24 protein-coding genes are annotated in these 26,645 nt (G+C 67.1%); 11 read left to right on the forward strand and 13 right to left on the reverse strand.

From position 1 onward, the window contains the following. Nucleotides 1–15: 15 nt before the first annotated feature. On the reverse strand, nt 16–495 hold the full coding sequence (locus AC5WS7_RS12550) for a DUF6194 family protein (RefSeq protein ID WP_495954632.1): 480 nt from the start codon (nt 493–495) through the stop codon (nt 16–18). Between the two features lie 250 nt (nt 496–745). Between AC5WS7_RS12550 and AC5WS7_RS12555 the strand changes: the two genes are divergently transcribed. Next, nucleotides 746–2,098 carry a cytochrome P450 gene (locus tag AC5WS7_RS12555; RefSeq protein ID WP_495954633.1) on the forward strand — a complete coding sequence of 451 codons (1,353 nt, stop codon included), beginning with the start codon at nt 746–748 and terminating at the stop codon, nt 2,096–2,098. A gap of 59 nt (nt 2,099–2,157) precedes the next feature. On the opposite strand, the gene AC5WS7_RS12560 is transcribed toward AC5WS7_RS12555, so the two are convergent. Both AC5WS7_RS12560 and AC5WS7_RS12565 read right to left on the reverse strand, forming a co-directional pair. After that, the gene (locus AC5WS7_RS12560) at nt 2,158–2,649 is read right to left on the reverse strand and encodes a glutathione peroxidase (protein ID WP_495954634.1); all 492 of its coding nucleotides are present in this window, start codon (nt 2,647–2,649) and stop codon (nt 2,158–2,160) included. A 30-nt stretch (nt 2,650–2,679) separates the two neighbouring features. Beyond that, on the reverse strand, nt 2,680–3,915 hold the full coding sequence (locus tag AC5WS7_RS12565; RefSeq protein ID WP_495954635.1) for a cytochrome P450: 1,236 nt from the start codon (nt 3,913–3,915) through the stop codon (nt 2,680–2,682). Between the two features lie 254 nt (nt 3,916–4,169). Here AC5WS7_RS12565 and AC5WS7_RS12570 point away from each other — a divergent pair, with 254 nt between their 5' ends. The 4 genes from AC5WS7_RS12570 to AC5WS7_RS12585 all read left to right on the forward strand — a co-directional run bounded on the left by AC5WS7_RS12570 (nt 4,170) and on the right by AC5WS7_RS12585 (nt 9,600). Next, nucleotides 4,170–5,810: a GMC family oxidoreductase gene (locus AC5WS7_RS12570; protein ID WP_495954636.1), complete on the forward strand. Its 1,641-nt coding sequence runs from the start codon at nt 4,170–4,172 to the stop codon at nt 5,808–5,810. A gap of 604 nt (nt 5,811–6,414) precedes the next feature. Continuing rightward, nucleotides 6,415–7,554, forward strand: a complete 1,140-nt coding sequence (locus AC5WS7_RS12575) for a transcription termination factor Rho, short form (protein ID WP_495954637.1) — start codon at nt 6,415–6,417, stop codon at nt 7,552–7,554. 282 nt (nt 7,555–7,836) lie between these two features. Then, nucleotides 7,837–8,523 (forward strand): LUD domain-containing protein, encoded by a 687-nt coding sequence (locus tag AC5WS7_RS12580; RefSeq protein ID WP_495954638.1) that lies wholly within the window; start codon nt 7,837–7,839, stop codon nt 8,521–8,523. 597 nt (nt 8,524–9,120) lie between these two features. After that, nucleotides 9,121–9,600, forward strand: coding sequence for a MarR family winged helix-turn-helix transcriptional regulator (locus AC5WS7_RS12585; RefSeq protein ID WP_495954639.1), 480 nt, complete (start codon nt 9,121–9,123; stop codon nt 9,598–9,600). A 163-nt stretch (nt 9,601–9,763) separates the two neighbouring features. On the opposite strand, the gene AC5WS7_RS12590 is transcribed toward AC5WS7_RS12585, so the two are convergent. Beyond that, nucleotides 9,764–11,227 (reverse strand): tetratricopeptide repeat protein, encoded by a 1,464-nt coding sequence (locus AC5WS7_RS12590; RefSeq protein WP_495954640.1) that lies wholly within the window; start codon nt 11,225–11,227, stop codon nt 9,764–9,766. Nucleotides 11,228–11,251: 24 nt separating this feature from the next. Next, nucleotides 11,252–12,700, reverse strand: a complete 1,449-nt coding sequence (locus tag AC5WS7_RS12595; RefSeq protein WP_495954641.1) for an ATP-binding protein — start codon at nt 12,698–12,700, stop codon at nt 11,252–11,254. Nucleotides 12,701–13,065: 365 nt separating this feature from the next. Here AC5WS7_RS12595 and AC5WS7_RS12600 point away from each other — a divergent pair, with 365 nt between their 5' ends. Next, complete coding sequence (locus AC5WS7_RS12600; RefSeq protein ID WP_495954642.1) at nt 13,066–14,406, forward strand: serine hydrolase domain-containing protein; 1,341 nt, start codon at nt 13,066–13,068, stop codon at nt 14,404–14,406. 39 nt (nt 14,407–14,445) lie between these two features. On the opposite strand, the gene AC5WS7_RS12605 is transcribed toward AC5WS7_RS12600, so the two are convergent. After that, nucleotides 14,446–14,865 carry a nuclear transport factor 2 family protein gene (locus AC5WS7_RS12605; RefSeq protein WP_495954643.1) on the reverse strand — a complete coding sequence of 140 codons (420 nt, stop codon included), beginning with the start codon at nt 14,863–14,865 and terminating at the stop codon, nt 14,446–14,448. Between the two features lie 89 nt (nt 14,866–14,954). Between AC5WS7_RS12605 and AC5WS7_RS12610 the strand changes: the two genes are divergently transcribed. Next, a complete protein-coding gene (locus AC5WS7_RS12610; protein WP_495954644.1) occupies nt 14,955–15,545 on the forward strand; it encodes a TetR/AcrR family transcriptional regulator in 591 nt (196 codons plus the stop codon). Between the two features lie 91 nt (nt 15,546–15,636). Here the strand turns inward: AC5WS7_RS12610 and AC5WS7_RS12615 are convergent, their stop codons facing one another. From AC5WS7_RS12615 to AC5WS7_RS12625, 3 genes are all read right to left on the reverse strand, one after another. Continuing rightward, nucleotides 15,637–16,671, reverse strand: coding sequence for an aspartate-semialdehyde dehydrogenase (locus tag AC5WS7_RS12615; RefSeq protein ID WP_495954645.1), 1,035 nt, complete (start codon nt 16,669–16,671; stop codon nt 15,637–15,639). Between the two features lie 2 nt (nt 16,672–16,673). Beyond that, entirely contained in the window at nt 16,674–17,939 is a 1,266-nt protein-coding gene (locus AC5WS7_RS12620) for an aspartate kinase (RefSeq protein ID WP_495954646.1), read from the reverse strand. A gap of 68 nt (nt 17,940–18,007) precedes the next feature. Then, a complete protein-coding gene (locus tag AC5WS7_RS12625) occupies nt 18,008–18,487 on the reverse strand; it encodes an SgcJ/EcaC family oxidoreductase (protein WP_495954647.1) in 480 nt (159 codons plus the stop codon). A gap of 139 nt (nt 18,488–18,626) precedes the next feature. Here AC5WS7_RS12625 and AC5WS7_RS12630 point away from each other — a divergent pair, with 139 nt between their 5' ends. The 4 genes from AC5WS7_RS12630 (at nt 18,627) to AC5WS7_RS12645 (ending at nt 21,339) form a co-directional block, all read left to right on the forward strand. Beyond that, nucleotides 18,627–19,103, forward strand: a complete 477-nt coding sequence (locus tag AC5WS7_RS12630) for a MarR family winged helix-turn-helix transcriptional regulator (RefSeq protein ID WP_495954648.1) — start codon at nt 18,627–18,629, stop codon at nt 19,101–19,103. 118 nt (nt 19,104–19,221) lie between these two features. After that, complete coding sequence (locus AC5WS7_RS12635) at nt 19,222–19,404, forward strand: DUF1918 domain-containing protein (RefSeq protein ID WP_495954649.1); 183 nt, start codon at nt 19,222–19,224, stop codon at nt 19,402–19,404. A 203-nt stretch (nt 19,405–19,607) separates the two neighbouring features. Beyond that, nucleotides 19,608–20,066, forward strand: a complete 459-nt coding sequence (locus AC5WS7_RS12640) for an SRPBCC family protein (protein WP_495954650.1) — start codon at nt 19,608–19,610, stop codon at nt 20,064–20,066. 61 nt (nt 20,067–20,127) lie between these two features. Next, nucleotides 20,128–21,339 carry a low temperature requirement protein A gene (locus tag AC5WS7_RS12645; RefSeq protein ID WP_495954651.1) on the forward strand — a complete coding sequence of 404 codons (1,212 nt, stop codon included), beginning with the start codon at nt 20,128–20,130 and terminating at the stop codon, nt 21,337–21,339. A gap of 32 nt (nt 21,340–21,371) precedes the next feature. Here AC5WS7_RS12645 and AC5WS7_RS12650 read toward each other — a convergent pair whose 3' ends face one another. From AC5WS7_RS12650 to AC5WS7_RS12665, 4 genes are all read right to left on the reverse strand, one after another. After that, complete coding sequence (locus tag AC5WS7_RS12650; RefSeq protein WP_495954652.1) at nt 21,372–22,151, reverse strand: ion transporter; 780 nt, start codon at nt 22,149–22,151, stop codon at nt 21,372–21,374. A 61-nt stretch (nt 22,152–22,212) separates the two neighbouring features. Then, entirely contained in the window at nt 22,213–23,844 is a 1,632-nt protein-coding gene (locus AC5WS7_RS12655) for a GMC oxidoreductase (protein WP_495954653.1), read from the reverse strand. Nucleotides 23,845–24,022: 178 nt separating this feature from the next. Then, a complete protein-coding gene (locus AC5WS7_RS12660) occupies nt 24,023–24,733 on the reverse strand; it encodes a type 1 glutamine amidotransferase (protein WP_495954654.1) in 711 nt (236 codons plus the stop codon). Nucleotides 24,734–24,776: 43 nt separating this feature from the next. Next, a complete protein-coding gene (locus AC5WS7_RS12665) occupies nt 24,777–25,997 on the reverse strand; it encodes a Mur ligase family protein (protein ID WP_495955160.1) in 1,221 nt (406 codons plus the stop codon). Nucleotides 25,998–26,645: the final 648 nt, after the last annotated feature.

The following is a 26,645-nucleotide window of genomic DNA, read 5'->3' on the forward strand; positions in this document are numbered from 1 at the left end:
ACACCGCCCTGGAATTCATCGGTCCCGGCCCGCCCCGAGATGCCGTTCGTAGTGCGCGCGGGCCCGGTCATAGGCGGTGCGGAGCAGATCGCGGGTCACCTGTTCGGTGCGGGCTCCCGGGTTCACCACCGCGAGCCAGCCCGCCGAGCCGTACACCGGATGCGGCAGAACGGTGTCATCCAGGCCGTAATCGATTGACGCACTGCCGGTCTCGCGCGGACTACGACCCGTGCGCCGGATGAATTCCGCACGCCCGGCGGCGATGTTCACCCGGAACGCGCCGGGGCGATCCAGGCGCGAGGCCTCGTCGCCCGGATAGTTCTTGGTGACGAGCGTCGCGAAGGGCTGCGCCGCGCTCGGCGTACTGCCGTCGCCCGAGTAGTAGCAGAACGTGTCCCCCCAGCTGATCTCGGGCGAGCCGTCGCCCGGGCCGGGACGCACGATCAGCACGTTTTCGAGGCCGTCGAGGAATTCGATGATGTCATCCGGAGTCATACCTTCCAGCCTGTCATTCAACTTCCCAGTGAGGATTTCGGCGACAGATCGCAAGTAGATCGACCGAAAAGCTCACAGCGCATCAACTCTCGCCGGTGATCGGGACGCACTCGCGGCCACGAAATGAGCCATCACATCGCGAATGCGCGCGGCCCACGACCCGGGCGGGGTTGTCGCGCTCACAGTTCTGTAGTAGCGTCCAGACACGTGTCCATGAGGATGGGCTCGGTACGTCGGAAGGGTGTTGACGATGACGTTGGTCAAGCCGCGGCAGGTGTCCGGTGGCGAGCACGAGCACGGGCATCTCGAGGAGTTCCGCACCGATCCGATCGCGCTGATGCGGCGCGTGCGCTCGGAGTGCGGCGATGTCGGCTCGTTCCGGCTGGCGGACAAGGATGTCATCCTGCTGTCGGGGTCCGAGGCGAACGAATTCTTCTTCCGCTCCAGCGATGCCGACCTGGACCAGAGCGCGGCCTATCCGTTCATGAAGCCGATCTTCGGTGAGGGCGTGGTCTTCGACGCCAGCCCCGAGCGCCGCAAGGAGATGCTGCACAATCAGGCGCTGCGCGGCGAGCACATGCGCGGCCACGCGGAAACCATTGCGCGCGAGGTGAATGCGATCGTCGAACGCTGGGACGACGAGGGCGAGATAGATCTGCTGGAGTTCTTCGCCGAGCTGACCATCTACACCTCCTCGGCCTGCCTGATCGGCAAGAAGTTCCGCAACGAACTCGACGGCCGATTCGCGCATCTGTACCACGAACTCGAGCAGGGCACCGACGCACTGTGCTATGTCGACCCCTACGCCCCCATCGAGAGTTTCCGCCGCCGGGACTCCGCGCGCGCGCAACTGGTCGAGCTGGTGCAGGGCATCATGGACGGCCGGATCGCGAATCCGCCTGCGGGCAAGGAAGATCGGGACATGCTCGACGTGCTGGTCTCGATCAAGGACGAGGAGGGCAACCTGCGCTTCTCGGCCAGCGAGATCACCGGCATCTTCATCTCGATGATGTTCGCCGGACACCACACCACCTCCGGCACCGCCGCCTGGACGGTGATCGAACTGCTGCGTCACCCCGAGCAGCTCGACCGCGTCGTCACCGAGCTGGACGAGCTCTACGCCGACGGCAAGGATGTGAGTTTCCATGCGCTGCGCCAGATCCCGCAGCTCGAGGCGACCCTGAAGGAGACGCTGCGGCTGCATCCGCCGCTGATCATCCTGATGCGGGTGGCCCGCGACGAATTCGACGTGTGCGGAAACCTCATCGCCCCGGGCGACCTCGTCGCCGCCACTCCGGCGGTGTCCAACCGGATCGCCGAGGACTTCCCGAATCCCGACGATTTCGACCCGGGCCGCTACATCGACCCCAACCAGCAGGATCTGCTCAACCGCTGGACCTGGATCCCGTTCGGCGCGGGCCGGCACCGCTGCGTGGGCGCGGCGTTCGCGACCATGCAGTTGCAGGCGATCTTCTCGATTCTGTTGCGGGACTGGGAATTCGAGATGGCCCAGCCTTCGGACAGCTACCGCAACGACCACTCCAAGATGGTCGTGCAGTTGCAGCAGCCGTGCGCGGTGCGCTACCGCCGCCGGCGGCGCTGACCGGCAACCGTAAGCGGGCCACACCGATTCGGTGTGGCCCGTGGTGTACGCGCGGAAAGTTACTGCGGCAGAACTGCTTCGATGGCGGAGACGACGGCCGGATCCTTCGGCTCGGTGCGCGGCCGGAACCGGCCCACGACATTGCCCTGCGCATCGACCAGGAACTTCTCGAAATTCCACTGGATGTCACCCGCCGCGCCCTCGGCGTCGGCGGTCTGCACGAGTTCCTGATACAGCGGATGCCGCGCCGCACCGTTCACGTCGACCTTCTCCAGCAACGGAAAATCGACACCGTAGGTGGTGGAGCAGAATTCGGCGATCTCCTCCGCCGTACCGGGCTCCTGGCCCATGAACTGATTACACGGCACGCCGACCACGCTGAATCCGCGCGGCCCGTAGGTCTGCTGGAGTTCGACCAGACCCGTGTACTGCGGGGTCAGGCCGCACTTCGAGGCCACGTTGACAACCAGCAGCGCCTTGTCACCGGCCAATTCGGCCAGGGTGGTGGGTTTGTCGGCAAGGGTTTTGACGGGAATCTCTCGAATGCTCACAAATGGAGATGCTACCGCCGATTCGCTCCGCTAGGCCGTTCCGTAATTCACCCGCCAGTGCTTGATTCCATTGATCCACCCCGACCGCAACCGCACCGGCTGCTCGACTTCGCGCAGCTCGGGCATGGTGTCGGCGATCGCGTTGAACATCAGATCGATCTCCAGCCGGGCCAGATTCGCCCCGACGCAGTAGTGCGTACCGGTTCCGCCGAAGCCCAGGTGCGGATTCGGATCGCGCAGGATGTCGAAACGGAACGGATCATCGAATTCGGTTTCGTCGAAATTGGCCGAACTGTAGAACAACCCGAGCCGCTGCCCGGCGGCGATGTGCTGACCGGCCAACTCCACATCGCGGGTCGCGGTGCGCTGGAATACGCTCACCGGAGTCGCCCAGCGCACGATCTCGTCGGGCGCGGTGGCCGGACGCTGTCGCAGGTACAGCTCCCATTGCTCGGGATGATCCACGAACGCCTTCATCCCGTGCGTGATCGCGTTGCGGGTGGTCTCGTTCCCCGCGACGGTCAGCAGCATCATGAAGAATCCGAATTCGTCCGAGGTCAGCGCCTCTCCGTCGACATCGGCGTTGACGAGCCGGCTGACGATATCGTCGAGCGGATGCGCTCGCCGCTGATCGGCCATCGCGTACGCGTAGCCGATCAGTTCCACGGTGGCCAGCTTGCCGTCGCGGTATTCCGGGTCGTCGGCGCTGAGCAACTCGTTGGACCAGGTGAACAGCTTGAACCGGTCCTCCTGCGGCACGCCCAGCAGTTCGGCGATGGCCTGTAGCGGCAACTCGCACGCCACCTGCTGAACGAAGTCGCCGCCACCGATCTGCTTGGCGGCGTGCACGATTCGCTCGGCGCGCTCGGTCAGCACCGTACGCAGACTCGCCACGGCGCGCGGGGTGAATCCCTGCGAGATGATCCGGCGCAGCTTGGTGTGCCGCGGCGGATCCATGTTCAGCATCAGCGAGGTGTTCGCCACTTCCCGCTCCTCGGGAGTGCCGTTCGGATCGATCCGGATCAGCGCGCCGTTGGCCTGCGAGGAGTAGATCTCCGGATGACGCGAGATCTCCCGGATGTCCTCGTGCCGGCTCACCACCCAGTACCCGCCGTCGTCGAACGGGGCCGCGTACTCCGGGGCCTGGGCGTTCCACCAGACCGGGGCGGTGCGCCGGAGTTCGGCGAATTCCGCGACGGGACTGCGCGCTTCCCACAGAGCAGGGTCGGTGAAGTCGAACCCGACGGGGATCGAAGGCTCGGGCATGACCCCTCCTCACCGTTCGCGACTGTGCGAACCGGGATGGAAATGAAACGGGTTCCTATGATTGAAGCACTTCGCGGGCCCTCTCCGCAGGCATCCGGGAAGGTTTCCCCGTTAGTGATCACGCCGCCCGGAGCGCTTCCTCGACGAGACCACGGCAAACCGGATCTTCACCGGAACTAGAACTTGTTCTACAGTGGCTTCCAGGCAGTGCCCTCCAGACGCCCACGACTACTTCGAGGATGAGGTAACGAACCATGACCGACGTTCCGCACAGCGCGGGAACCAGCGAGGCCGATTACATCGTCGTGGGCGCGGGCAGCTCCGGTGCCGTGGTCGCGGGCCGTCTGGCCGAGAACGGCGCTCGCGTGATCCTGGTGGAGGCCGGACGCAAGGACAACACCCGGCTGGTGACCAGTCCGGGCATGATCACGATGGTGCACACCGTCCCCCAGCTCAAGCATCGGGTGACCTGGAGCCAGTATTCGATTCCGCAGAAGTACGCCAACGACCGCGCGATCCCGATGACCCGCGGCAAGGTGCTCGGCGGTTCCAGCTCGGTCAACGGCATGCTGTTCGTGCGCGGCAACCGGGCCAACTTCGACTCCTGGGCGGCCGAGGGCTGCACGGGCTGGGAGTACGAGAACGTCCTGGCCGCGTACAAGAAGCTGGAGAACTGGGAGGAGGGCGCCAGCGAGTACCGCGGTTCGGGCGGACCGATCCAGGTCACCCGGCAGCGGGATCTGACCCCGATCTCGCAGCAGTTCATGCAGGCCGCCTCGGAAACCCTGAACGTCCCGCGCATCGCCGACTACAACGGCGAATCGCAGGAGGGTATCAGCATCTTCCAACAGAGCGTTCGAAATGGCTTGCGCTACAGCTCCTCTCGCGGTTTCATCACCGAACGGCCGAATCCGAACCTGACCGTGCTGACGCACACGCACGTGGCACGGGTGGTGATCGAGAAGGGCCGGGCGATCGGCGTCGAGGTCATCGACTCCAAGGGCGGCCGCCGGATCATCCGCGCCGCGAAGGAGGTCGTGGTCTCCGGCGGCGTGATGGCCTCGGCGCAGATCCTGATGCTCTCGGGCATCGGCCCGGCCGGACATCTGCGCGATCTCGGCATCGACGTCGCGGCCGACCTGCCGGTCGGCCAGAACCTGCACGACCACCTGTTCGTGCCGATGACATTCGTCTCCGAGAAGGCCATCCACCACGGCACACCGGCCTATTTCGCCCGCGGCATCATGCGCGAGCTGATGAAACCGGGCAGCTCCTGGATGGGCCGCACGGTGTTCGAGGTGGCCGGATTCGTCAAGACCAAATTCGCCACCGGCGATGTGCCGGATATGCAGATCCACGCCCTGCCCTGGAGCTATCCGGTGCCGAACCAGGACGAGGACAAGCTGCACATGGTGGACAAGCGCTCCGCGCTGACCGTCTTCCCGACGCTCATCTACCCCAAGAGCCGCGGCGAGGTGCGCCTGGCCTCGACCGATCCGCTGGCCTCGCCGCTGATCGACCCGGGCTACCTGTCCGATTCGGCCGATACCGAATTCCTGATCGAGGCCATCCGGCTGATCCGCGAGATCATGGCGAACAAGACCATCGCCGGAGACATCACCGAGGAATACTCCCCCGGCCCGGACCTGATGGACGAGACGGCGCTGCGTGCCGAACTGCCCAACCGCATCCACTCCGTCTACCACCCGGTCGGCACCTGCCGGATGGGTGTGGACGAGCGCGCGGTCGTCGATCCGACGCTGAAGGTCAACGGCATCGAGGGCCTGCGCGTCGCGGACGCCTCGATCATGCCGAGCATCACCGGCGGCAACACCAACGCCCCGTGCTACATGATCGGCGAGATGGCGGCCCAATTCATCACCGCCGGAAAGTAATTCGCTGAATCCGGACCCGGGCTCGCATCCCTCGCGGGCCCGGGTCCGCTGCTGTGCGCGGGACGGCTCGCCGGTCCGGCACACCTGTGACGACACCCACAATCCGGTAACTTCCATTGACCCGAACATTTGCAGTTCGCAAGTCTTGTCCAGAAGCTGATCGGGCTGATCATCGAACCGCGTGCGCTCGGCGCTTCCGGCACACCGCGCCGGAGCCCGAAGCCGCTTCCACAACGACGGAAGCATAACTGCCGCAAGGCAATACATCGCCAGCTCGATCCGAGGGGCCCGTACTCGCGACAACCCGATCACGGGCCCCTCGCCGTTCGCGCGATCCGATCCGCCGCGCCGGGAACAACGAAGCACCATTGCGTGTTGTCGTGGGTGCGGCTATGGTTGGCATCGTTCGCAGCTTGTGGATGTAGGTGGACACGGTCCCTCCCACAAGAGTTCTCCATCCCGCACCTTCGAGGATCCGCGCCGATCGGAACGTTTCCGATCCGCCGCATTCGAACCGGTACGGCCCCTTCGGCGAAGCGCTGCCGCACATGATGCGCGCATCCGCCGCCGGACCACTCATTCCTTCTGCCAGGAGTAGAAAACCATGAAAGACAACACGACTCACACCCAGGAGCCGGGCACATCGGTGACCGGCATCCTCGACATCACCGGAAACCACGCGGCCCTGCGGGTCGAGGGATATCTGCCCGGCCCGAACGACATCCACGTCCCGCCGCGCCTGATCCGCGAATACGGCCTACGCCGCGGCGACACCGTCACCGGAACCGCGGGCACACCGCGAGAGGGCAGCAAATTCGCGCCGCTGACCGGCGTCGACCGGATCAACGGCCTACCGCCCGAAAATGCCCGGCAACGACCGCATTTCGCCGATCTGACCCCCATCTACCCACAGGACCGCCTGCGCCTCGAGACCGAGCCGCACGAGATGACCACCCGGATAACGGATCTGATCATGCCGATCGGCAAGGGGCAGCGCGCCCTGATCGTCGCCCCGCCCAAGGCAGGCAAAACCTCTGTGCTGCAATCGATTGCGCACGGCATCGCGAAGAACCACCCCGAATGCCAACTGATGCTGGTACTCGTCGGCGAACGTCCCGAGGAGGTCACCGACCTGTCCCGCGCGGTGCCCGCCGATATCGCCGCGGCCACCTTCGATCTGCCCGCCCGCGATCACATCGCCCTGGCCGAACTCGCCATCGAACATGCCAAGCGTCTCGTCGAGACCGGTCGCGACGTGGTGGTTCTGCTGGATTCACTGACCCGGCTGGCACGCGCCTACAACCTCGCGTCCGCGGGATCGGGCCGCATCCTGTCCGGCGGCGTGGACGCCGGAGCCCTGGCCCCGCCGAAGAAGTTCCTCGGCGCGGCCCGCAACATCGAGAACGGCGGATCGCTCACCATCATCGCCACCACCCTGGTGGAAACCGGTTCGACCGCCGACACCGTCATCTTCGAGGAATACAAGAGCACCGGCAACGCCGAACTCAAGCTCGACCGCCACATCGCCGACCGGCGCAGCTTCCCCGCGGTCGACATCGAACGCTCCAGCACCCGTAAGGAGGAGCTGCTGCTGACTCCCGACGAACTCCTCGCCACCCGGTCGCTGCGCGGCACGCTCGCCGGGCGCGATCCCGGCCAGGCCGTCGACCTGCTGCTGACCGGCCTCCGTCAGACCGAGACGAACGCCGAATTCCTCACCCAGATCCGCACCGCCGCACACTGAACGCGACCAGCGCATTCGGCTCCACGAACGCCGCCGCGGCGGCGCACCGGGCGTCCCTCGAGCCGACCCCTCGCTCGCCCCAGGTAGCCTGTGGGCAAGATCTTCACCAGCGCGCTCGCCCGCACGGGTGTGCGCCAGCACCACCCGCACAGCTCGTCTCGCCCCGGATTCCGGTGCCGCACGATGCTGCGCAGCCGGTCAGAAAGGGGGCCGCCACATGCGCACGGCGCTCGTCATCCGTGGCACCGATCCGCAGTCCGCGCTCGGCGATACGACCGGCCGATGGGCCCCCGGCGGGTGCCGCTGATGTCGCGGGAGGAATTCCTGCGCCGAGTCCGCGACGGCCTCAAGGCGCTGCCCGACGACGATCGCACGGTCACCCTCTTCCCCGGTCACCGGCGCGGCGCGGCCGATCTGTCCCCCGCCGATCGCAGCACGATCGTCGAACTGTTCGTCGAACGTCTCGAACATCACGGCGCGCGCATCGCGCGGGTGAGCGAAGCCGGCATCGCCGACGCCGTGGACGCGGCCCTGCGCGCTCAGCGAGCCACCACGGTCGCAGTACCGCACGGCCTGCCCGAGGAATGGCTCGAGCCCTGGTCCCAGCGGCAGGACAACCAGATCCTCACCGACGACTCACCGGTCACCGCCGAGGAATTGGACGACGCGGACGCCATGGTGACCACCTGCGCCGGCGCGGTCGCCGACGCCGGGGCCGTGGTGCTGGACGGCGGGCCCGGTCAGGGTTTCCGCGATCGCACCCTCGCCCCCGAGTGCCATATCTGCGTGGTCCGCACAGCACAGATCGATTCCTCCCTGCCCGAGGTGCTGGACAAACTCGATTCCCGCCGCCCGATCACCTGGTGCGGTGGCCCTACCGCACCATCGGACGCCAAGGCCCGCAATCACGGCCGTCACCGCCAGCGGCAGCTGATCGTGCTCATCGTGGACTCGGCCGAGACTTCCTGAGCTGGTTCCGCACCCGTTCGCAAGTTCTCCTCGAGTCCACCGCAAGTCCGCGGCGGCATCGTCTTCTTCGACACCGGTAGCACCGGATTCCACCGCTGTTGACCCCTGCGGCCGGATATCGGCCGCGATCCCGCCGCGAGGGGTGTGGATCCGTCGCCGCCCGGTCGCGCCGAGTGCGTTAGGGGATCGCCGTCGCGGGGAGGTGGCGGCGATCCCGCGCAGGACCGGAGAACCGCCCGGCCGGGCCTGTGCACGAGGGGTGACCGGCGCGGGCGGGAGTATCCGTTGCCCCCTTGTGATCTTGGTCCGCGGCGCATCGCCGTATCCTCGGAAATGAACGGGTGAGGAAGGCGCCAACTAGATTGGGAGCGACGATGGAAACTGCGGTCGTCTTCGTACTGGCCTGCTTGGTGTATTGGTGGGGTCTGCTCTAGTCGAACGCTTCCGGCATCGCCGTACCGAGTTTCGCTCGGCCAGGACCGTGACTGCCGCAACCGCGCGCAGGCCGGCAGCGGGCGGCTACCGTAGCCGAGCATAATGATTACAGATCTGAACGATATTTTCGATTCACGATTCTGTGCCGTCTACCATGTCGCGGTGGACACGAAACGGGAAGCCGGCGGCGTCCGGACACCGGGCGGGGTCGGTTACCTGTTGGCGCAGGTGGGAGCCCATGCGGCCACTCATTTCGCCGAAGGCATCGCGGGCTTGGACCTCACTCCGCACCAAGCGAGCCTGCTTCGACTGCTGGTCACTCGCCCCGGCAGCAGTCAACGCGAACTCGCCGACGCCCTGGGCATGCCGCCCAGCCGATTCGTCCCCTTCGCCGACACTCTCGAGGAACGCGGCCTCATCGAACGCCGCCGCAACCCCCGGGACCGCCGCCTGCACGCCGTGCACCTGACCCGCGCGGGCCGACGACTCCTCGGCGAACTCAGCGTCGCGGCCCGGGCGAACGAGGACGAACTCTGCGCCGCCCTCAGTCCCGACGAACGCGCGCTACTAGTCGCCTTGCTCAGCCGCATCGCCGTCGATCAGGGGCTGATCCCGGGGTTCGACCCGGACGGTAACCCGTAACCGATCGAGCGGGCGCCTCGGTCCCCGAGAGCGCCCGCACGCCCGCTGCCACCACTTCGGTGGGCACGTTCGCGGGCTGCCATTGTCCTGCCGGAGACGCCGATGCCCGTGCGGGTCCGCCATGGCCGGGCGACCCTCGTGCCATTGCGCCGCGAAGCCGGCCTCAAGCAATACGGCGCAGGATGACTCCGACTGCCACGAGTACGGGCTCGCCCACGCTCAGGAATACGCGCATTCCGGTCGCGACGCCCAGCACGCAGACGACCAGTCCCACGCTGAACACCGCCAACCGCAGAGCCGTGGGCGGACTCGCCCATGCCGCCCGCAGCACGAACCGCCACCGACGCAGCGGCACCGCCCGCAGCCACCACACCGAGACCACGACGATCAGCCCGAATCCGACCCCGCCGACAATCCGCGCCAACGTCTCCAGCCGCGCTGGGTCGTGCGTCGCCGAGGACGAATCAGCGGTTGCGCGCAGTTGGTTCAGATCGCCGGGGACCGACGAATCTGTCGGCGAATCCCCTTGCCCGCCAACCTTGTTCGTCGACGACTGCGGGCCTGCTTGTGCGAAAGCCCGCGCCACTGATGGACCTGGTCCGGCCGGTACACCGGGGTCGTGCGGTTCGGCAGAACCTGGCGCATGCGCGCTAGACGTACCCGGTACCGAACCGGCCTGCTGCGCCGGACCGGCGCCCCGTGTCGCAGTGCCCGGGGCGGCGACCGAAGCCGGGTTCCCGGGCGGGGACGGCGCCTCGGGTGCGGGCAGCCCCGCCGAATCAGCGCCCCGGCCGACCGGAACCAGTTGCGGCGCTGGGTGTTCGGACGACCCGTAGCCGGTCTGATCGGTGTCCGGGCCGGCGGGAACGGCACTGGGCGGGAGCCGGAATCCGCCCAGGACCAGGGTCACGAACGCGACGGCGACGAGCACCCAGTGCATGCGGCGCAGCGCGTGCCGAACGACCGTCGCGACGTTGGTGCGCACCAGATCCCCCAAACCGGGTTCCATGGTGGCGGCTTTCAACACCCCGCGCAGGGCGCTGCGCAGCCGGCGGCCGTTGAGTTCGACGATCGCGAGATCGTGCACGGCATAGGCGCTCTCGGGTTCCAGGCGCAGCGCGGTGTGATACGCCTCGGCGGCCGGGCCCGGACGGAATCGAGTGCCGCACCGGCCCATTCGACGCAGGATCGAGCCACGAGCGACGTGGATGTCGGCCTCGTCGGGATCCAGTTCCACCGCCCGGTCGATGGCGGCCAGCGCCGCGGGCAGATCGCCGCACTCACGCAGCACGATCGCCAGAATCCGGTGGTTCTCGGCGAATTCGGGCCCCAGCGCCACCACCTGACGTGCCACCTGTTGCGCCTGCCGACGTCCGGAATCGCCGGTATTGAGCAGCGCGAGGGCGTGGATCCGCATGGCGAACTGGTTGCGCGGCTGGATGCGCAGCGCCGCGGCACTCTGCTCGGCGGCCTCGCGATACCGCTGATCCAGATAGGCCGCCTGAGCGAGATACGTTGCGGCCTCGGCATTATCGGGTTCGGCCGCGAGCACCGCGGCCAACTGCTCCCGGGCCTCGGCCAGCCGACGCAGCTCGACGAGTACCTTGGCCCGCTCCAGATCAGCCATGCTCGTGCCGGTGGTACCGGCGGCTCACCGGAGCTTCTTCTCGCGCATGTACTTGGCCAGCTCGTCGTAGGTGCCGTCGTTGTTGGCGAATTCCACGACATTGCGGGCGGATTCGAACCAGGCGCCCGCGCTCGGCTTGACCTGGCCGAGCGCGGTGTCGATATCGCGCATCGTGACCGGCCGGACGGTGCCGGTGCGAATCGAATCGGCCATCGCCAGCTGAGTGGCCGAGGTGCACACATGGGCGAGATCCGCGCCGGAGAAACCGTCGGTGCGTTTGGCGATCGCGGCCAGATCTATGCCGCTGACCGGGCGGTCCTTCAGATGGTGCCGCAGAATCGCCCGGCGCGCCTCACGGTCGGGCAACGTCACCAGGATCATCCGGTCGAACCGGCCCGGGCGGCGCAGCGCGACATCGATATCCCACGGATGGTTCGTCGCCCCGAGCAGATAGACGCCTTCATTATTGTTGGTGGCCGAATCCATCTCGGTGAGAAGCTGATTCACCACCGTACGCATGGTGGCCGAGCCGGACATCTGACTTCGCTTGTGCCCCAGCGCGTCCACCTCGTCGATGAACAGCACGCAGGGTGCGTTCCGCCGGGCGACCTCGAAGACCTGATGCAGATTGCGTTCGCTGGAACCGGTGTAGATGTCCAGGATGTCGGCGATCTCGATCGGATAGAAATTCGCGCCCAGCTCACCGGCGACCGCCGCGGCGATGAAGGTCTTGCCGCATCCCGGCGGCCCGTACAGCAGCAGCCCGCCGCGCGCACTGGTACCGAACGCCTTGGCCAGATCGGGATTACGCAGCGGACCGAGCAGGGACAGCTCGAGCTGCTGCTTCACGTTCGCCATCCCGCCGACATCGGCCAGCGCGACACTCGGACGCTCGAACAACCCGACATCGCCTTCGGCATGGGCGAGCGGCTCACCGTCCTGGTTCCGGGACAACTCACCGTCGGCCCGGCCGTCGTCGACGAAGGCAGGGGCGATGATGTCTCCGACCTCACGCTCGGCCGCCGCCCAGTCGAACTGAGGCGGCAGGTCCGCGTCCGGATCCGGGGCGGTCTCCTCGGCCCCGGTCTCGTTCGTGTCCAGCTCGTGGGCCGCGCCACCGGCCCGGCTCGCGGAATTCGCGGCACGGTCCGGCCCACCCGCGGCATCATCCGCCGGATTCCGAACGCCCCCTGGTCGATTCGCGGCACCGTCCGTTGCGGTCGGGACACCGCCGGATTGCGGTGCGGTCGGCGCATCCGATCCGGTGGCGAGCGCGGCGGTACAGCGCTGCAGCAGTGCGAGCACCGTGGCATTGCCGGGGTCGTCGCCGAGGGCGGCCGCGCAGTGCGCAAGCGCGTCGGCGTGCCGCCAACGGTCCGCGAGCAACTCGATCACCCGGATCCGCACCGGCAGCAGTTCCGGGTTGGTTTCGAGGATGCGCAGCATCTCGCTCAGAACCGGATCGTCGGTCACAACTCCCCCTCGCTCGGCAGACTCCTGCGATGCTATCCCGTGAGACCACGGCATGACCAGGCGTTATGTCGGATCCGTCGCCCCTCGGCACTATGCGCTAGCTCACATCCGCAGAGCCGGAATAGATCGCGGCCCATCCCGGTTGATCACTGTTGCCGATGCCGGGACAGCCCCGGGCCGCACCCTTCGTCGCTACGAGCGACCACTCGCCGAGAGGCGCTTGTTGGGCATCGGCACCTCGGTTCGCGAGGCTGGCGTGGCGTTCGCGAACCTGTTGCAGTAGTGCTGCAGAACGAACGCCGCCGGGTCGACGAGATCCGGCGGCTTTCTGCGTTCCACGCCCATCACGCGCTAGCCTCACAGCCATGTGCCGCATTCTGGGGTGGTTTGCGACTGCTGTGATCCTGGCGACGATCGGTGTGGTACCCGGGTACGCCGGTGCGTCGACCGACACCGAACTCCACTGCGGGGTGAGTTCCGGACGGGCCTTCCCCCGAGCCACTGCCGAACAGGCCGGATTCGATCCCGCGCGGCTCGCCGACGCGCTCGACTTCGCGATCCGCCGAAACCGGCTGAACGTGCAGGTCTTTCGGCAAAACTGCCTGGTCGGCACGGGCCCGTCCGACGACCGCACCGGCCGGACGCCGTGGAACGTCTGGAGCGTCACCAAGAGCGTGGTCTCGCTGATCGCCGGAATCGCCTCGGACAAAGGCGAACTCGACCTGACCGCGCCCATCGGCCGTTATCTGCCGCCAGGACTGGGCGACGCGGAGCATCGTGCGATCACGGTCACCGATCTGCTGACCGAGACCTCCGGCCTGCATGTGGGCGCGATCAACGAGGGCGTCAGCGGCGTCATCCCGATCGATCCCGACAGCGCGGTGCAGGCCCTGGGCGTGCCGTTCGACAATCCGCCCGGCACCACGTTCGCCTACAGCCAGCGCAATGTGGATCTGCTGTCCTATGTCGTCGAACTCGCCGTGCGAGAACCGTTGCAGCAGTTCGCCCAGCGCGAGCTGTTCGACCCGCTGGGCATCGCGCGCGGCGACTACTACTGGGCGCGGGATCGCTCCGGGCACACCTACGGCTACGCACACCTGCTGATTCCGCCGGACGATCTGGCCAAACTCGGTCTGCTGCTGAGCAATCGGGGCCAGTGGGGCGATCGGCAGATCGTCTCCTCGGAATATCTGAGCGCCGCGCGGCGGCCCTCGGCGACCAATCCCTGTTACGGATATCTGTTCTGGGTCGGTCCCGGCTGCGCGGAGGTGCCCGCATTCCTGCCCGGCAGCTATCAGATGTCCGGCATCGGGTTGCAGGACGTGTTCGTCGTTCCGAACCTCGACCTGACGGTGGAATGGACCGGCGCGTTCGGCAATCACAGCACCGAGGGTCTGCCCGGCGTCCTGCAGAACATGGGTGAGCTGTCCCACGAATTCTTCCGCAAGCTGCTCGCCGCCTTCGCGCGTCCACCGATCCCCGATCCGGGACCCTATGTGGAACCGCCGCTGCCGCTGGATCCGCGCGCGTACTTCGACTCGAACATCACCCTGGCCCTGTTCGGCATCGGACCCGATGCCTATCCGAACTGTAATGTGTTGTCCTGCTTGCAAACTCCGCTCGCGCCGCCGTTCTCCGACGCGCCCGTGGGCTGCCTGATCCTGACCTGCCTCGGACCCGATCCGCGAACGCCCGGCATCCGCTGACCGCCCTGCCCGGCGGTCGGCCGGGCAGGGCGGCACGGATCACTGCTCGACCAGGGCCGCCAAGCGCCCGGTGTCCATGTAGTCGCGGAACAGCACCACCCGGCCGTCCCGCACGCGCACCGTGTTGACCGAGGTCCGAGCGCGCGAGCGCACCCCATCGGGCGTGGTCATATCGACCTCGTTCTCCACGAAGAACAGTTCGGGATCGGAGGTCGCGTAGATCTCCGGATGGATGCCGTGCACCTGGATGCGGGACGCGTTCGCCCAGCGCTCGGCCAGATGTGCGCGGATCGCCTCCCGGCCCTCGAGTCGTTCGGGCATGCCGGGGCGGGTCCACGGAATCTCGAACACCGCGTCCGGTGCCATCGCGTCGGCGAACGCGTCGGCGTCGGGCGTACCGAGGCCGAGGAACAACCGCTCGACCACCGCGCGTGGTGTGAGGTTCTGATCTGCTGTCATGATTACCTCTAAAAATCGGAACGTATGCCCCGCTTATAATCCGGAACGTGCGCCCCGTTTGTCAACGACCTTCCGGGTAGACTCACGCCGTGACCGAAACACAGGCGAAGGCGGCCACGCCCACCGGGACGGGCCGCGCGCTGCGCGCCGATGCCCGCCGCAACCGTGAACGCGTCCTGGCCGCGGCCCAGGAGGCCTTCGCCGCAGAGGGCATCTCGGTCCCGCTGGACGAGATCGCCCGGCGCGCCGGGGTCGGCCCCGGTACGGTCTACCGGCATTTCCCCACCAAGGAGGCGCTGTTCCACGCGGCGATGGTGGACCGCGTCGAGCGAATGGTCGCCCAGGCCCGCGCTCTGGCCGATGCCCCGGACCCCGGTCGCGCCTTCTTCGACTACCTCGACCTGATGGTCGTCGAGGGCGGGGTCAAACGCGATCTCGCCGAAGCGGTCGGCGGCCACGAGAGCCTCGAAACCCCCGGCCCCACAGTCGAACTCCTCGCCGCCATCGACGTCCTGCTGCGCCGCGCGCAGTCCGCCGGCGCGGCCCGCGCCGATGTCGATATCGACGACCTCATGCGAATTCTCAAGGGCGGCTTTCTGGCCACCCACACCACGGGCGCGAACGCCGAACAACGCCGCCGCACCTTCGCCGTCCTCTTCGACGGCCTGCGCGCCCGCTGAGCGTGGTCCGCCCCCTGGCATACACCCGAATGCCGAACGGGCCGTTGGAATTCCATATCGGAATCCAACGGCCCGTTCCAAGGCGATCGGCTCAGCGGTCGGCGAGCAGGACCTCGGCGATCTGAATCGTGTTGAGGGCAGCGCCCTTTCGCAGGTTGTCGCCGGAGACGAACAGGGCCAGGCCGCGGCCGTCCGGGACACCCGGGTCCTGGCGGATGCGGCCGACGAGGGATTCGTCGATGCCGGCGGCCTGCAGCGGGGTGGGCACCTCGACCAGCTTCACACCGGGGGCGTCGGCCAGGAGTTTGCGGGCCTCCTCGACCGACAGCGACCGGGCGAACTCGGCATTGATCGACAGCGAGTGACCGCTGAAGACCGGGACGCGCACGCAGGTGCCGCTCACCAGCAGTTCGGGAATGCCGAGGATCTTGCGGCTCTCGTTGCGCAGCTTCTGATCCTCGTCGGTCTCCCCGGAACCGTCGTCCACCAGCGAACCCGCCAGCGGCAGCACGTTGAACGCGATCGGCGCGACGTACTTGTTCGGCGCCGGGAACTCGACCGCCGAACCGTCGTGGGTCAGCTTCTCGGCGTCGTCGATCACCGCGCGCGCCTGCGAGGCCAGCTCGTCCACACCGGCCAGGCCGCTGCCGGAGACGGCCTGATAGGTCGACACGATCAGGCGCCGCAGACCCGCCGCGTCGTGCAGCGGCTTGAGCACCGGCATCGCGGCCATGGTGGTGCAGTTCGGGTTGGCGATGATGCCCTTGACCAGATTGCGGGTCTGCTCCGGGTTGACCTCGCTGACCACCAGCGGCACCTCGGGGTCCTTGCGCCAGGCCGAGGAGTTGTCGATGACGGTCACCCCGGCCGCGGCGAACCGCGGCGCCTGCACCCGGGACATCGTGGCGCCGGCCGAGAACAGCGCGATGTCCAGACCGCTGGGATCGGCGGTCTCGGCGTCCTCGACCACGATCTCGCCGTCCCGCCACGGCAGCGTCTTGCCCGCCGACCGCGAGGAGGCGAAGAAGCGCACCTCGTCGGCGGGAAAGTTCCGCTCCTGCAACAGTTTTCGCATGACGGCGCCGACCTGTCCGGTCGCGCCGACCACTCCGACACGTACGCCCATGATTACCGCCCCGTTCCCGCGTGTACGACCGCCACCTCGTCGCCGCCGAGATCGAAGGCCCGGTGCAGCACCTGCACGGCCTGGTCGAGTTCGTCGTCCCGGACCAGCACCGAGATCCGGATCTCCGAGGTGGAGATGAGATCGATGTTGATCCCCGCCTCGGCCAGCGCCTCACAGAACGTCGCGGTGACGCCCGGATGACTCTTCATACCGGCGCCGACCAGCGAAACCTTGCCGATGTGATCGTCGAACAGCACCTGCGAGAAGCCGATCTCGCTCTGCCGGTTCGTCAGCATCTCCACCGCGCGGGCGCTGTCGGTCTTGGGCATGGTGAAGGTGATGTCGGTCTTGCCGGTCTCCACCTTCGAGACGTTCTGCAACACCATATCGATGTTGATCTCGGCATCGGCGACCGCGCGGAACACCTTGGCGGCGTAGCCCGGTTCGTCCGGTATCGCGACGACGGTCACCTTGGCCTCGCTGCGGTCGTGCGCGACGCCGGTGAGGATTGCTTGCTCCAAGGGGATGTCCTCCATCGATCCGTAAACGTAGGTACCCGGCTTGTCGGTGTAGGACGAGCGCACATGCACGGGCACGTTGTAACTGCGCGCGTACTCCACGCAACGCAGCATCAGCACTTTGGAACCGCAGGCCGCCATCTCCAGCATCTCCTCGTAGGAGACCTGTTCCAGGCGCTGCGCATCGGAGACGATGCGCGGGTCTGCGGTGAACACGCCGTCCACATCGGTGTAGATCTCGCACACGTCGGCTTCCAGCGCCGCGGCCAGCGCGACCGCGGTGGTGTCGGAGCCACCGCGACCGAGCGTGGTCACGTCCTTGCTGTCCTGGGACACGCCCTGGAATCCGGCGACCAGCACGATCGTGCCCTCGTCGAGTGCCTCGCGCAGCCGCGACGGGGTCACATCGATGATCTTCGCCTTACCGTGCGCACCGGTGGTGATGACGCCCGCCTGCGAGCCGGTGAACGAGCGCGCTTCGGCGCCGAGCGAGTGAATCGCCATGGCCACCAGAGCATTGGAGATGCGCTCACCCGAGGTCAGCAGCATGTCCATCTCACGCGCCGGTGCGGCGGGCGAGACCTGCTGCGCCAGGTCCATCAACTCGTCGGTGGTATCGCCCATCGCCGAGCAGACCACGACGACGTCGTGCCCCTGCTTCTTCGTCTCGACGATCCGTTCGGCGACGCGCCGGATGCGCTCGGCGGTAGCCACCGAGGATCCTCCGTACTTCTGGACGACGAGAGCCACGAGGGATCCTCCAAGATCGACTTACCAGCTGTTAACAGCAACCCAGAGTACCGACTCGCGGCAAGAAGTTAACGGTGCACCTCGATCCCCGGCAGTGCCGAGGAGGCCATCCGAGCATCGAAACGGGCGGTCAGCGGCGCGAGGATCCAGTGATATTTCGTGTTGTGAAAGGCAGCGATTTCCCATTCTCCGTTGCGCCGTACGGCAACCCAGGTCTGCACCTTCGTGCGGCGCGGGGTGCGACGCCGACTCCCCTTCACCAGCGCGCCCTTGCCGTGCACGAGGGCGACGTCGGGAGTGAGCAATCGCACCTGGGTGATCTCGCTGTCGATCCGCGAGCCCTTCTGATACTTCTCGAACAACGGCACGTGACAGGCCTCGATCGCCTCGCGGCCCTTGTGGTGGGTGCCCATGAAGGTCACGTAGTCCGCGTCGGGGGAGAAGACGGCGGCATAGGCGCGGGCATCGCCGGCCGCCCAGGCCTGCTCGGCACGGGTGATCAGCGCACGAACAGCGGTCTCGGCATCGGCATTGATTTCGGCGGTCATCGGCGCTTCCTCCAATAACTGAGTGAGTCAGTAACTTCGCAAAACAATAGTTGCACGAGTAAGATGATGAATTGGTGAGGTTAAGCTGTCAAGAGCGGGGAAACGAGCGGAACCGACGAGAGACGGGAACACAGCGCCGATGACACGACGTGCCACCGCGGCAGCCACCGACCTGGGGCGGCGACTGACGGTCGCCGCACAGCGCAACGCCACCGACGCGGTGATGATGCATCAGGCCGTGGCCGACCGGCTGGGATTGCACGTCACCGATCTGCGCTGCCTCAACCTGTTGCGCCTCGGCGGCCCGGCCACCCCGGGCGAACTGGCCGCCCGCACCGGCCTGACCACCGGGGCGGTCACCCGGATGATCGACCGATTGCTCAAGAGCGGCTTCGTGACCCGCGAGCACGACCGGAACGATCGCCGCCGGGTGATCATCTCCCTGGCCGAGGACCGCACCGCCGAGATCGCCCGGCAGTACGAGCCGCTGGCCCGCGAATTCGGCAGGGTCATGGGCGATTACAGCGCCGAGCAACTGGAATTGATACTGGGCCTGTTCAATCGGCTGCACGACACGTCCGTGCGCGTGACGGCCATGCTGCGCGAAGCGGAGTAGCGGCGCGCGCCGAACGGAGATAAGGGGTGCCCGAGAGTGTTATATCCGACGCGGCCGGGCAATCTGAAACGTTCGTATACCTTGTGATGTTCATCACGCCGGACGGATAATTCAGACCATGCAGGCAAATGTCGGAGATCGATTATCTGTGCACAGCCACATGGTCGGAATGCCGGATCGTAAGGGTGAAATCCTCGAGGTACGCGGTGCCGACGGCGCACCGCCGTACATGGTCCGATTCGACGACGGCCACGAGAGCCTGGTGTTCCCCGGCCCCGACTGGGTCGTTCAGCGCCACTGAGCACAGTCCACCGTCCCGCACCGCGTCGCCGGGACGTGTCCCCCGATCGAGTCGGCGCGAGCAACCGGCGCTCCGGACGGCTCGATAGCCAGTTGTGCATACTGGACGGTCTGCGTAATCCCGACCCCGCGGGCATGGTTGACGACCGAGTGTGACCACGGAGACAATCGGTCAGGTATTTCCGGGGGGTGGAGGGCAAGGCTATGCGCACGAAGACCGACCACCGATTCATCGTCGATGTCGATCCCGACCAAGTGATGGAGGCACTGCTCGCGGTCGAGCGGACTCCCGACTGGTCCCCCTCGCACAAGGATGTGCGCGTGGCAACCCATGACGCGTACGGACGCCCGAAGCGGGTCTACGCCACGGTGAGCCCGATGGGGAATTCCGATCGGCAGGTGCTCGAGTACGACTGCACCGGCGAACGCATCTCCTGGAAAGTGGTGGAGAGCGGCGCGGGCGGCGGCGGCAAGGGCTGGTTCGAACTCGAGCAGTCCCCCGAGGGCACCGAGGTCTGGTATCACTCCGAGGTCTATCTGCCGATTCCGGTTCCGGGCATCCTGATGAAACGCAGTATGGCCAAGGCCAACGAAGAAGCGGTCCAGAACCTCATCGAATTCATCGAGAAGTTCCAGTTCGGCGAGAACTACGAGGTGAGCTGACTTCCGCTCGCGCTTCGCACGATCCGGGCGACGCGGTCGGTGACCTGTCACGATGGTGCCCATGATTCGTGGCAAACGATCCCGGATTCAGGCGGTCACCGAGCAGGCCTCGGTCACGCAGCTGGAACTGTTCTTCGATCTGGTGCTGGTGTTCGCCTTCACCCAGGTCGATGATCTGGCCGCACACGAGACCACCGCGCTGAACATGCTGCGCGCATTTCTCGTGCTGGCGGTGCTGTGGTGGGTTTGGATCGCCTACGCCTGGCTCGGCAATGTCGTGAAGGCCGACGAGGGCATCGCCAGGCTCGCGATGTTCGGGGCCATGGGCGCGGCGCTGATCGTGGCCATCACCATTCCCGAGGCGTTCGACGATATGGCCGGCGGCTGGTACGGACCGCTGGTGTTCGCCCTGGCGTATCTGTTCATCCGGCTGGTGCACCTGTGGATGTTCTGGTGCGCCAGTGCGCAGGACCCGCAGTTGCGCGGGCAGGTGACGCGCTGGGCGGTGGGGTCGATCACGATCGGTACGACACTGCTGATCATCGCCGCGGTCAACCACGGGAGCACGCAGCTGTGGCTGTGGGTCGCGGCCGTCGCCGGCGATATGGCCTGGACGCTGTTCTCCGGCAACGAATGGCGGGTCAACTCGACCTCGCATTTCGCCGAGCGGCACGGCCTGATCGTCATCATCGCGCTGGGCGAATCGGTCGTCTCCATCGGCGTCGGCGTGGCCGGGCTGCCGATCTCCTGGCCGATTACGGTGGGATCGATTCTGGGACTTGCTGTTTCGGGTCTGCTGTGGTGGGCGTACTTCGACGTCGGCGCGGCCGTGGTCGAGGGGCATCTGGCCCGCGCGACCGGGCAACAGCAGATCAAGATCGCCCGAAACTGTTACACCTATTGGCATTTCCCGATGGTCGTCGCGATCATCGCGATGTCGCTCGGCCTGAAGTACGTGCTCGAGTACCTCGGCGGAGCGCAGGAACACACCTTGCACGATGCGCTGCACGGGATTCCGCTGTTCGCGCTCTACGGCGGCGCAGCCGGCTATCTGCTCGCGCTGATCGGATTCCGGCACTACGCGACGAGAGTGCTGCTGTGGCCGCGTCTGGCGGCGGCGGTGGTCGTTCTCGCGCTCATCCCGCTGGCCTCGATCCTGCCGGCGATGGCCGCGCTCGCGCTGCTGTGCGCGGTGCTGGGCGTGCTGATCGCCTGGGAGACAGTGCGTTACGCGGAACCGCGCGAGGTCGTGCGACACGGCGTCGGGCACTGAACAACTCCGCCGGAGCGAAGCGGAGGGCTGAGTTACAGCAGTTTGTTGTCCACCGTCTCCTCGACGCGGACGCCCTCCTGGACCGCGCGACGCATCTGATGTACGTTCTCGCGCAACACATCTCCCACCAGCTCGTCGGTGCGCGGATCGGCGAGCACCTGGAAGACGATGCGGAAACTGGTGCTGGCGATGCCGCGGATGATGTCCTCGTGGAAGGGCAGGTAGCGCACCCGGCCCAGGGCCGGATCCTTCTCGATCAGCTCCAGGATCATCTCGTCCAGTTCGGCGCGGTTCTCCTCGAGCGCCGAGGCGATATTGCTGGTGTACCGGCCGACACGCAGCACCTCGGAGACCTCCTCGAGCACCGCTATCGTCACCGGACGTTTGATCGCCTCCACGATCGCGTTCAACGCCCGGTTCACGACCGCGACGGTGACCCGGTCACCCAGCGCGCGATCGGCCACACGCAGCAGCCGGGCCAGCAGAACCACGACCCGCACCACATGCGAATCGGCGAAATACGTGGCGGCCGCGGGAATCAGGCACAGCACCTCGTACCAGTACAGGAACGGATAGTTCCAGGACCAGTCCTCGCGCCGCCAGCGCCACAGCAGTTCCAGGGCGAAGATCGCGCACGTGACGTACTCCGCGATGACGATCGGGCGCAGCGCCGGATGCGGCACCGGCAGGATGTCCACCCAGAAGATCAGCGCCGCGGAGCCCAGCGCCGCGAGAAGCATCAGGTAATCGGTCCACAGAACCGGTGGTTTGCGCGGATATTCCTGCGCCGACACGACGGTGTTCTTCGGCACGACGGACCCCTTCTGGCGGCGAAATGATCCCGCCGAGACTAACCCGTCGGCGTACCGGGTATCAGTGACCTGCGCGAATGATGTTCTCGATATTGCGTTCCGCCAGTGCCGAGATGGTCAGCGACGGATTCACCGTGCCGGTGCTGCCCGGCACCGCCGCACCGTCCATGACATACAGGCCGGGATGTCCGATCACCCGGCCGTAGTTGTCGGTGGCCCGGCCCAGCACCGCGCCGCCCAGCGGATGCGCGGTGAAGACGGCGTTCGCGTCGTAGCCGAGGGCGCCGTACTCGACCAGTGAGCCGCCGCGTTCGGCGATGCGGTGGTCTACCGCGCGGCAGGCCGCGGTGATCCGGTCCTGCGCCTGCTTGGGCCAGCGCAGCCCGACCGCGTCGCGGGCCTTGTCGTAGCCGAAACGGGCGCGGGTCGGATCGAAGACCAGGCCGAGGGAGGCCAGTGCGCCGGTCTCCACCGGAATCCCCGGGATGTACCAGCTCTCCAGGCTCAGCGGCATACCGGAGTCGTCGAAGATGCGGCTGGCGCTGGGCACACCCTGGCCCAGGCCCCGCAGCGAACTCTCGCCGCGGGCGAGCACCACATCACCGTTGGTGCCCCAGCCGTCGCCGACGTGTTCGTTCAGGTGCGGCAGGGCGCCGGTGGCCTGGGCGCGCACCAGCAGTTCCGAGGTGCCCACCGAACCGGCGCCGAGGAACAGCCGATTGCAGGTGAGGGTGCGCCGGCGCAGGACCGCGCCGGTCGGATCGAGCTTGGTAACGGTCACCGCGTAGCGGCCGCCGGATTCCTGGGCGATGGATTCGACCCGGTGCCCGGCGAAGATCTTCGACTTACCCGTTGCCTGAGCGTATTTCAGGTAGTTCTGGTTGAGATCGAACTTCGCGCCGTTGGAGTTGCCCAGATTGCTGCGGGCAGCGGTGCCCGAAGCTCGCGATCTCCCGGCCAATTCGGCGCGCAGCACATCCCAGTTGAACACCGAGTCGTTGCGCAACGGGGTGAATCCGGCCTTGCGCGCCTGGGCATCCCAGCATCGCGAGTGGGTGAACGGCGCGGAGTTGTAGATGTCCGCGGGCATCGGGTCCAGTCGCAGCATCTGCCGCACCCGCGGATAGTAGACCCGATCCATCTCGTCGAAAGCGACTGTGCCACCGAAGATTTCGTCGAAGAAACGACGTTCGGGCTCGATCATCGCGCCGGTGTACACCACCGAACCGCCGCCGACCGCCGCACCCCGCCAGACATCGATCCCGTCGAAGGGGGTGACGTCCAGCACGCCGCCGAAGTTCGCGAAGCTCATCGCCACCTTGGTGACCCCGGTGAATTCGGTCCGGTGCCAGAAACCGCGCCCGTCGGGCAGGTCGTCACCGGTGAAGATCTCCCGCTGGGGATCGTTGGGCCAGCGCGAGCCGCGCTCGAGCACGGTATTGGCGACCCCGGCCTGGGCCAGGCGCAGCGCGGTGATGGCCGCGCCGAATCCGGACCCGACGACGATCGCCTCGGTGTGGTCCGGCGGATCGGGAAGGGGCGCAAAGATTTCCGGAACCCACTGCCGGAACAGATCGGTCCAGATCGGATCGGCCGACGCGCGCGGAGAACCACTCACGCTCGCGGTGGCAGAGCCTGCCGCACCCAGCAGAACCGCTGCACCCGCAGCCTTCACGAACGCGCGTCTACGCACCCGGCCACCTCCTCATCACGCATGGCCGCGCGCGAGATTACCGGGTCGAGGGAGATTGTCTCAACCGGACGAATTCCCCGGTCAGGGCATGATTTCCTGGCAACAGGGAAGCAACTTCACAGCCGGGAAGAACTCACGGCCGAACGCCGTCGGCGATCGAGGCGATTGGCCGACCTCGCTAGGTGCGCAGTCGTTCTCGGCGGAGCTGAGTGACCTCGGGAAGATCCAGCGGGGCGAGCTCGTCCACGCCGAGCGCGCGAGCCAGCAAGTAGTCGGCAAGCTCAGGGTTGCGGGCCAGGGCGGGGCCGTGCATGTAGGTACCGATGACCGACCCCTGGACGACCCCCTCGAGGCCGTCGCCCGCACCGTTGCCGACGCCGCGCGTGACGCGCGCCAGCCCGGTGGCGTCGGGGCCCAGAGTTGTTCCGCCCCGGTGGTTTTCGAATCCGGTGAGCGGTTCAGTGAGGCCGGGGAGCAGCGGGGCGGTGGCCACCTCGCCGATCGCGCGCTCGGCCCGGGGCGCGGTGGTGACGTCGAACATGCCGACACCCTCGACGCGTTCGCCGCCGGAGGTCTCGTACCAGTGGCCCAGCACCTGGATGGCCGCGCAGATGGCCAGCACCGGCGCACCGCGCTCGGCGGCGGCCCGCATACCCGGATAACGCTGCAGATGGCGGGTGGCCAGTCGCTGTGCCGAATCCTCCGCACCGCCGAGCAGGTAGACGTCCAGGGAGTCCGGCACCGGGTCGCTCAGGGTGATCTCGACGATCTCGGCGTCGTATCCGCGCATCCGCAGCCGCTGCCGCAGCACGACCGCGTTGCCGCCGTCGCCGTAGGTGCCCATCACGTCGGGCAGCACCAGCCCGATTCGTACGGTCGACTCGCTCATGCGCGATATCCCTCCAGCCGTTCCCGGGTCGCGGTCACACGCCTCATCCTCGGGCCTCCAGATCGCGGTTCAGATCGCGGAACGCGGTGTAGTTGGCGAGCACCTCGACCTGTCCGGGCGGACAGGAAGCTATGGCGCGCAACGGATTCGAAACCGTGGTGTGCTCCACTCCGGCATAGGTCAGGCGTACCGCCAGATCGGTGGCGCGCTCACCCGCGGCCACCACCTGGGTGCCCTCGAAATGTTCGAACCGCACGTCCCACAGCCAGGAAAGATCCTCGCCGTCGGGCACCTGGCCGTTCACCGCGATCACCAAACCCGTTGCGGCAGGGTCGATCATGGACAGCGCCTCCTGCCAGCCCGCCGGATTCTTGGCCAGCAGCAGACGCGCGGTACGTTCGCCGACCCGCACGGTGCGATAGCGGCCCGCGATCTCGCGCACCGTCGCGGCGGCGTCGGCCGCCGCCTCCGGCGCGACGCCCAACGCCACTGCCGCGGCCACCGCCTGCGCGGCGTTACCGCGATTGGCTCGTCCCGGAAGGGCAAGGTGCAGCGGGATTTTCACGCCTTCGGGACCGTGCAGATGCTCCTCGTCCACCCACCAGTCCGGCTCCGGGCGCCGGAAATCCGCACCGGTGCTGCGCCAGTGCACGCCCTCCCACACGATCGGCTCACCACTGCGCGGGCAACTGGTGGCATCCATCGCCCAGCCGCCGCCCGCGGCCACCCACACCACATTCGGGTGGTCGTATGCGATCGAGGTGATCAGCACGTCGTCGCAGTTGGCGATCAGGACCGCGTCGGGATGCCGGGCCATACCGGCGCGCAACTTGCGCTCGATCATATTGATCTCGCCGACCCGGTCCAGCTGATCGCGGCTCAGATTCAACAGCACTACCGCGGCCGGGTTCAGCGCATCGCTGACATGCGGCAGATGCAGCTCGTCCACCTCGATGGCCGCGACCGACGCGTCGCGACGGGCGTTGAGCGCGGCCACGATGCCGGCGTCCATGTTCGCACCGTCGGCCTGAGTGGCCACCGGGCCGAGCGCGCCCAGCGCCGCCGCGGTCATCCGGGTGGTGGTCGATTTGCCATTGGTGCCGGTCACCAGCACCGTGCGCCGGTCGCGTCCCAGTTGCGTCATGATCGTCGGATCGATCTGCAGGGCGATCAACCCGCCGATCATCGATCCCTTACCGCGCCCGGCCCGCTGCGAGGCCCAGGCCGCAGCCGCCGCCGCACGCAACGCGACCCGTCCGCGCATCGAGATGTCTGCCACCCCGCGAGTTTATTGCCACGCGGGCTCGCGGCACCTCCCGGGCGCGTCATCGGGATGAGGGACGTAGATCACAGTCTCGCGCGGCCCTCGCGCGTCGCGCGACTCGGCGCGCGCCGACGCTCCCGGGCGCAATCGGTCGGGCCCCGCGATCGCCGGAGAGTCGCTCGCATCCGGCCCGAGCGTTCGCCGTCCACCCGGACCCGGACGCCACCGGCAGGTCCGTCGGCGCCGTGGACGTCGCCGAGCGGGTCAGGGTCCGGCCCTGCTCGTCCTGTACCTCAACATCGTGATGATCCGGCCCAGTCGTCTCCGACCGACAACATTCGCACTCCACAGATGCCGTGTTCGATTGTGTTTGCAGCCACCAGGAGACACAGCGGACCGATGGACAAGTGCTCATACCTACATCATTGGCGGGCACGACAGCCCGTGAGTTGTTACGCCCCCGGGCCACCAGCAGGGGCACGATCTGACCATAGAATTCGAAGCTCTGTCGGCGAGAGTGCTCACCTACCGGCGGCTACGGCACCGAGCTTGCCCCATCGGCTCACTCGGTAGCTCCCATTGGTCGGCGATGTCATGCGAGGTGTTCGCGGCCCTGCCCGTCGAGGGCGGCAGCGGATGCTCCGGTAC

Source organism: Nocardia sp. PLKS1-43, from assembly GCF_059510335.1.

Bases quoted from the DNA above. Each gene is read 5' to 3' on its own strand.
- AC5WS7_RS12550 (WP_495954632.1), bottom strand. From the start codon at position 495: ATGACTCCGGATGACATCATCGAATTCCTCGACGGCCTCGAAAACGTG.
- AC5WS7_RS12555 (WP_495954633.1), top strand. From the start codon at position 746: ATGACGTTGGTCAAGCCGCGGCAGGTGTCCGGTGGCGAGCACGAGCAC.
- AC5WS7_RS12565 (WP_495954635.1), bottom strand. From the start codon at position 3,915: ATGCCCGAGCCTTCGATCCCCGTCGGGTTCGACTTCACCGACCCTGCT.
- AC5WS7_RS12570 (WP_495954636.1), top strand. From the start codon at position 4,170: ATGACCGACGTTCCGCACAGCGCGGGAACCAGCGAGGCCGATTACATC.
- AC5WS7_RS12575 (WP_495954637.1), top strand. From the start codon at position 6,415: ATGAAAGACAACACGACTCACACCCAGGAGCCGGGCACATCGGTGACC.
- AC5WS7_RS12580 (WP_495954638.1), top strand. From the start codon at position 7,837: ATGGGCCCCCGGCGGGTGCCGCTGATGTCGCGGGAGGAATTCCTGCGC.
- AC5WS7_RS12590 (WP_495954640.1), bottom strand. From the start codon at position 11,227: ATGGCTGATCTGGAGCGGGCCAAGGTACTCGTCGAGCTGCGTCGGCTG.
- AC5WS7_RS12600 (WP_495954642.1), top strand. From the start codon at position 13,066: ATGTGCCGCATTCTGGGGTGGTTTGCGACTGCTGTGATCCTGGCGACG.
- AC5WS7_RS12605 (WP_495954643.1), bottom strand. From the start codon at position 14,865: ATGACAGCAGATCAGAACCTCACACCACGCGCGGTGGTCGAGCGGTTG.
- AC5WS7_RS12615 (WP_495954645.1), bottom strand. From the start codon at position 16,671: ATGGGCGTACGTGTCGGAGTGGTCGGCGCGACCGGACAGGTCGGCGCC.
- AC5WS7_RS12625 (WP_495954647.1), bottom strand. From the start codon at position 18,487: ATGACCGCCGAAATCAATGCCGATGCCGAGACCGCTGTTCGTGCGCTG.
- AC5WS7_RS12630 (WP_495954648.1), top strand. From the start codon at position 18,627: ATGACACGACGTGCCACCGCGGCAGCCACCGACCTGGGGCGGCGACTG.
- AC5WS7_RS12635 (WP_495954649.1), top strand. From the start codon at position 19,222: ATGCAGGCAAATGTCGGAGATCGATTATCTGTGCACAGCCACATGGTC.
- AC5WS7_RS12640 (WP_495954650.1), top strand. From the start codon at position 19,608: ATGCGCACGAAGACCGACCACCGATTCATCGTCGATGTCGATCCCGAC.
- AC5WS7_RS12645 (WP_495954651.1), top strand. From the start codon at position 20,128: ATGATTCGTGGCAAACGATCCCGGATTCAGGCGGTCACCGAGCAGGCC.
- AC5WS7_RS12660 (WP_495954654.1), bottom strand. From the start codon at position 24,733: ATGAGCGAGTCGACCGTACGAATCGGGCTGGTGCTGCCCGACGTGATG.
- AC5WS7_RS12665 (WP_495955160.1), bottom strand. From the start codon at position 25,997: ATGCGCGGACGGGTCGCGTTGCGTGCGGCGGCGGCTGCGGCCTGGGCC.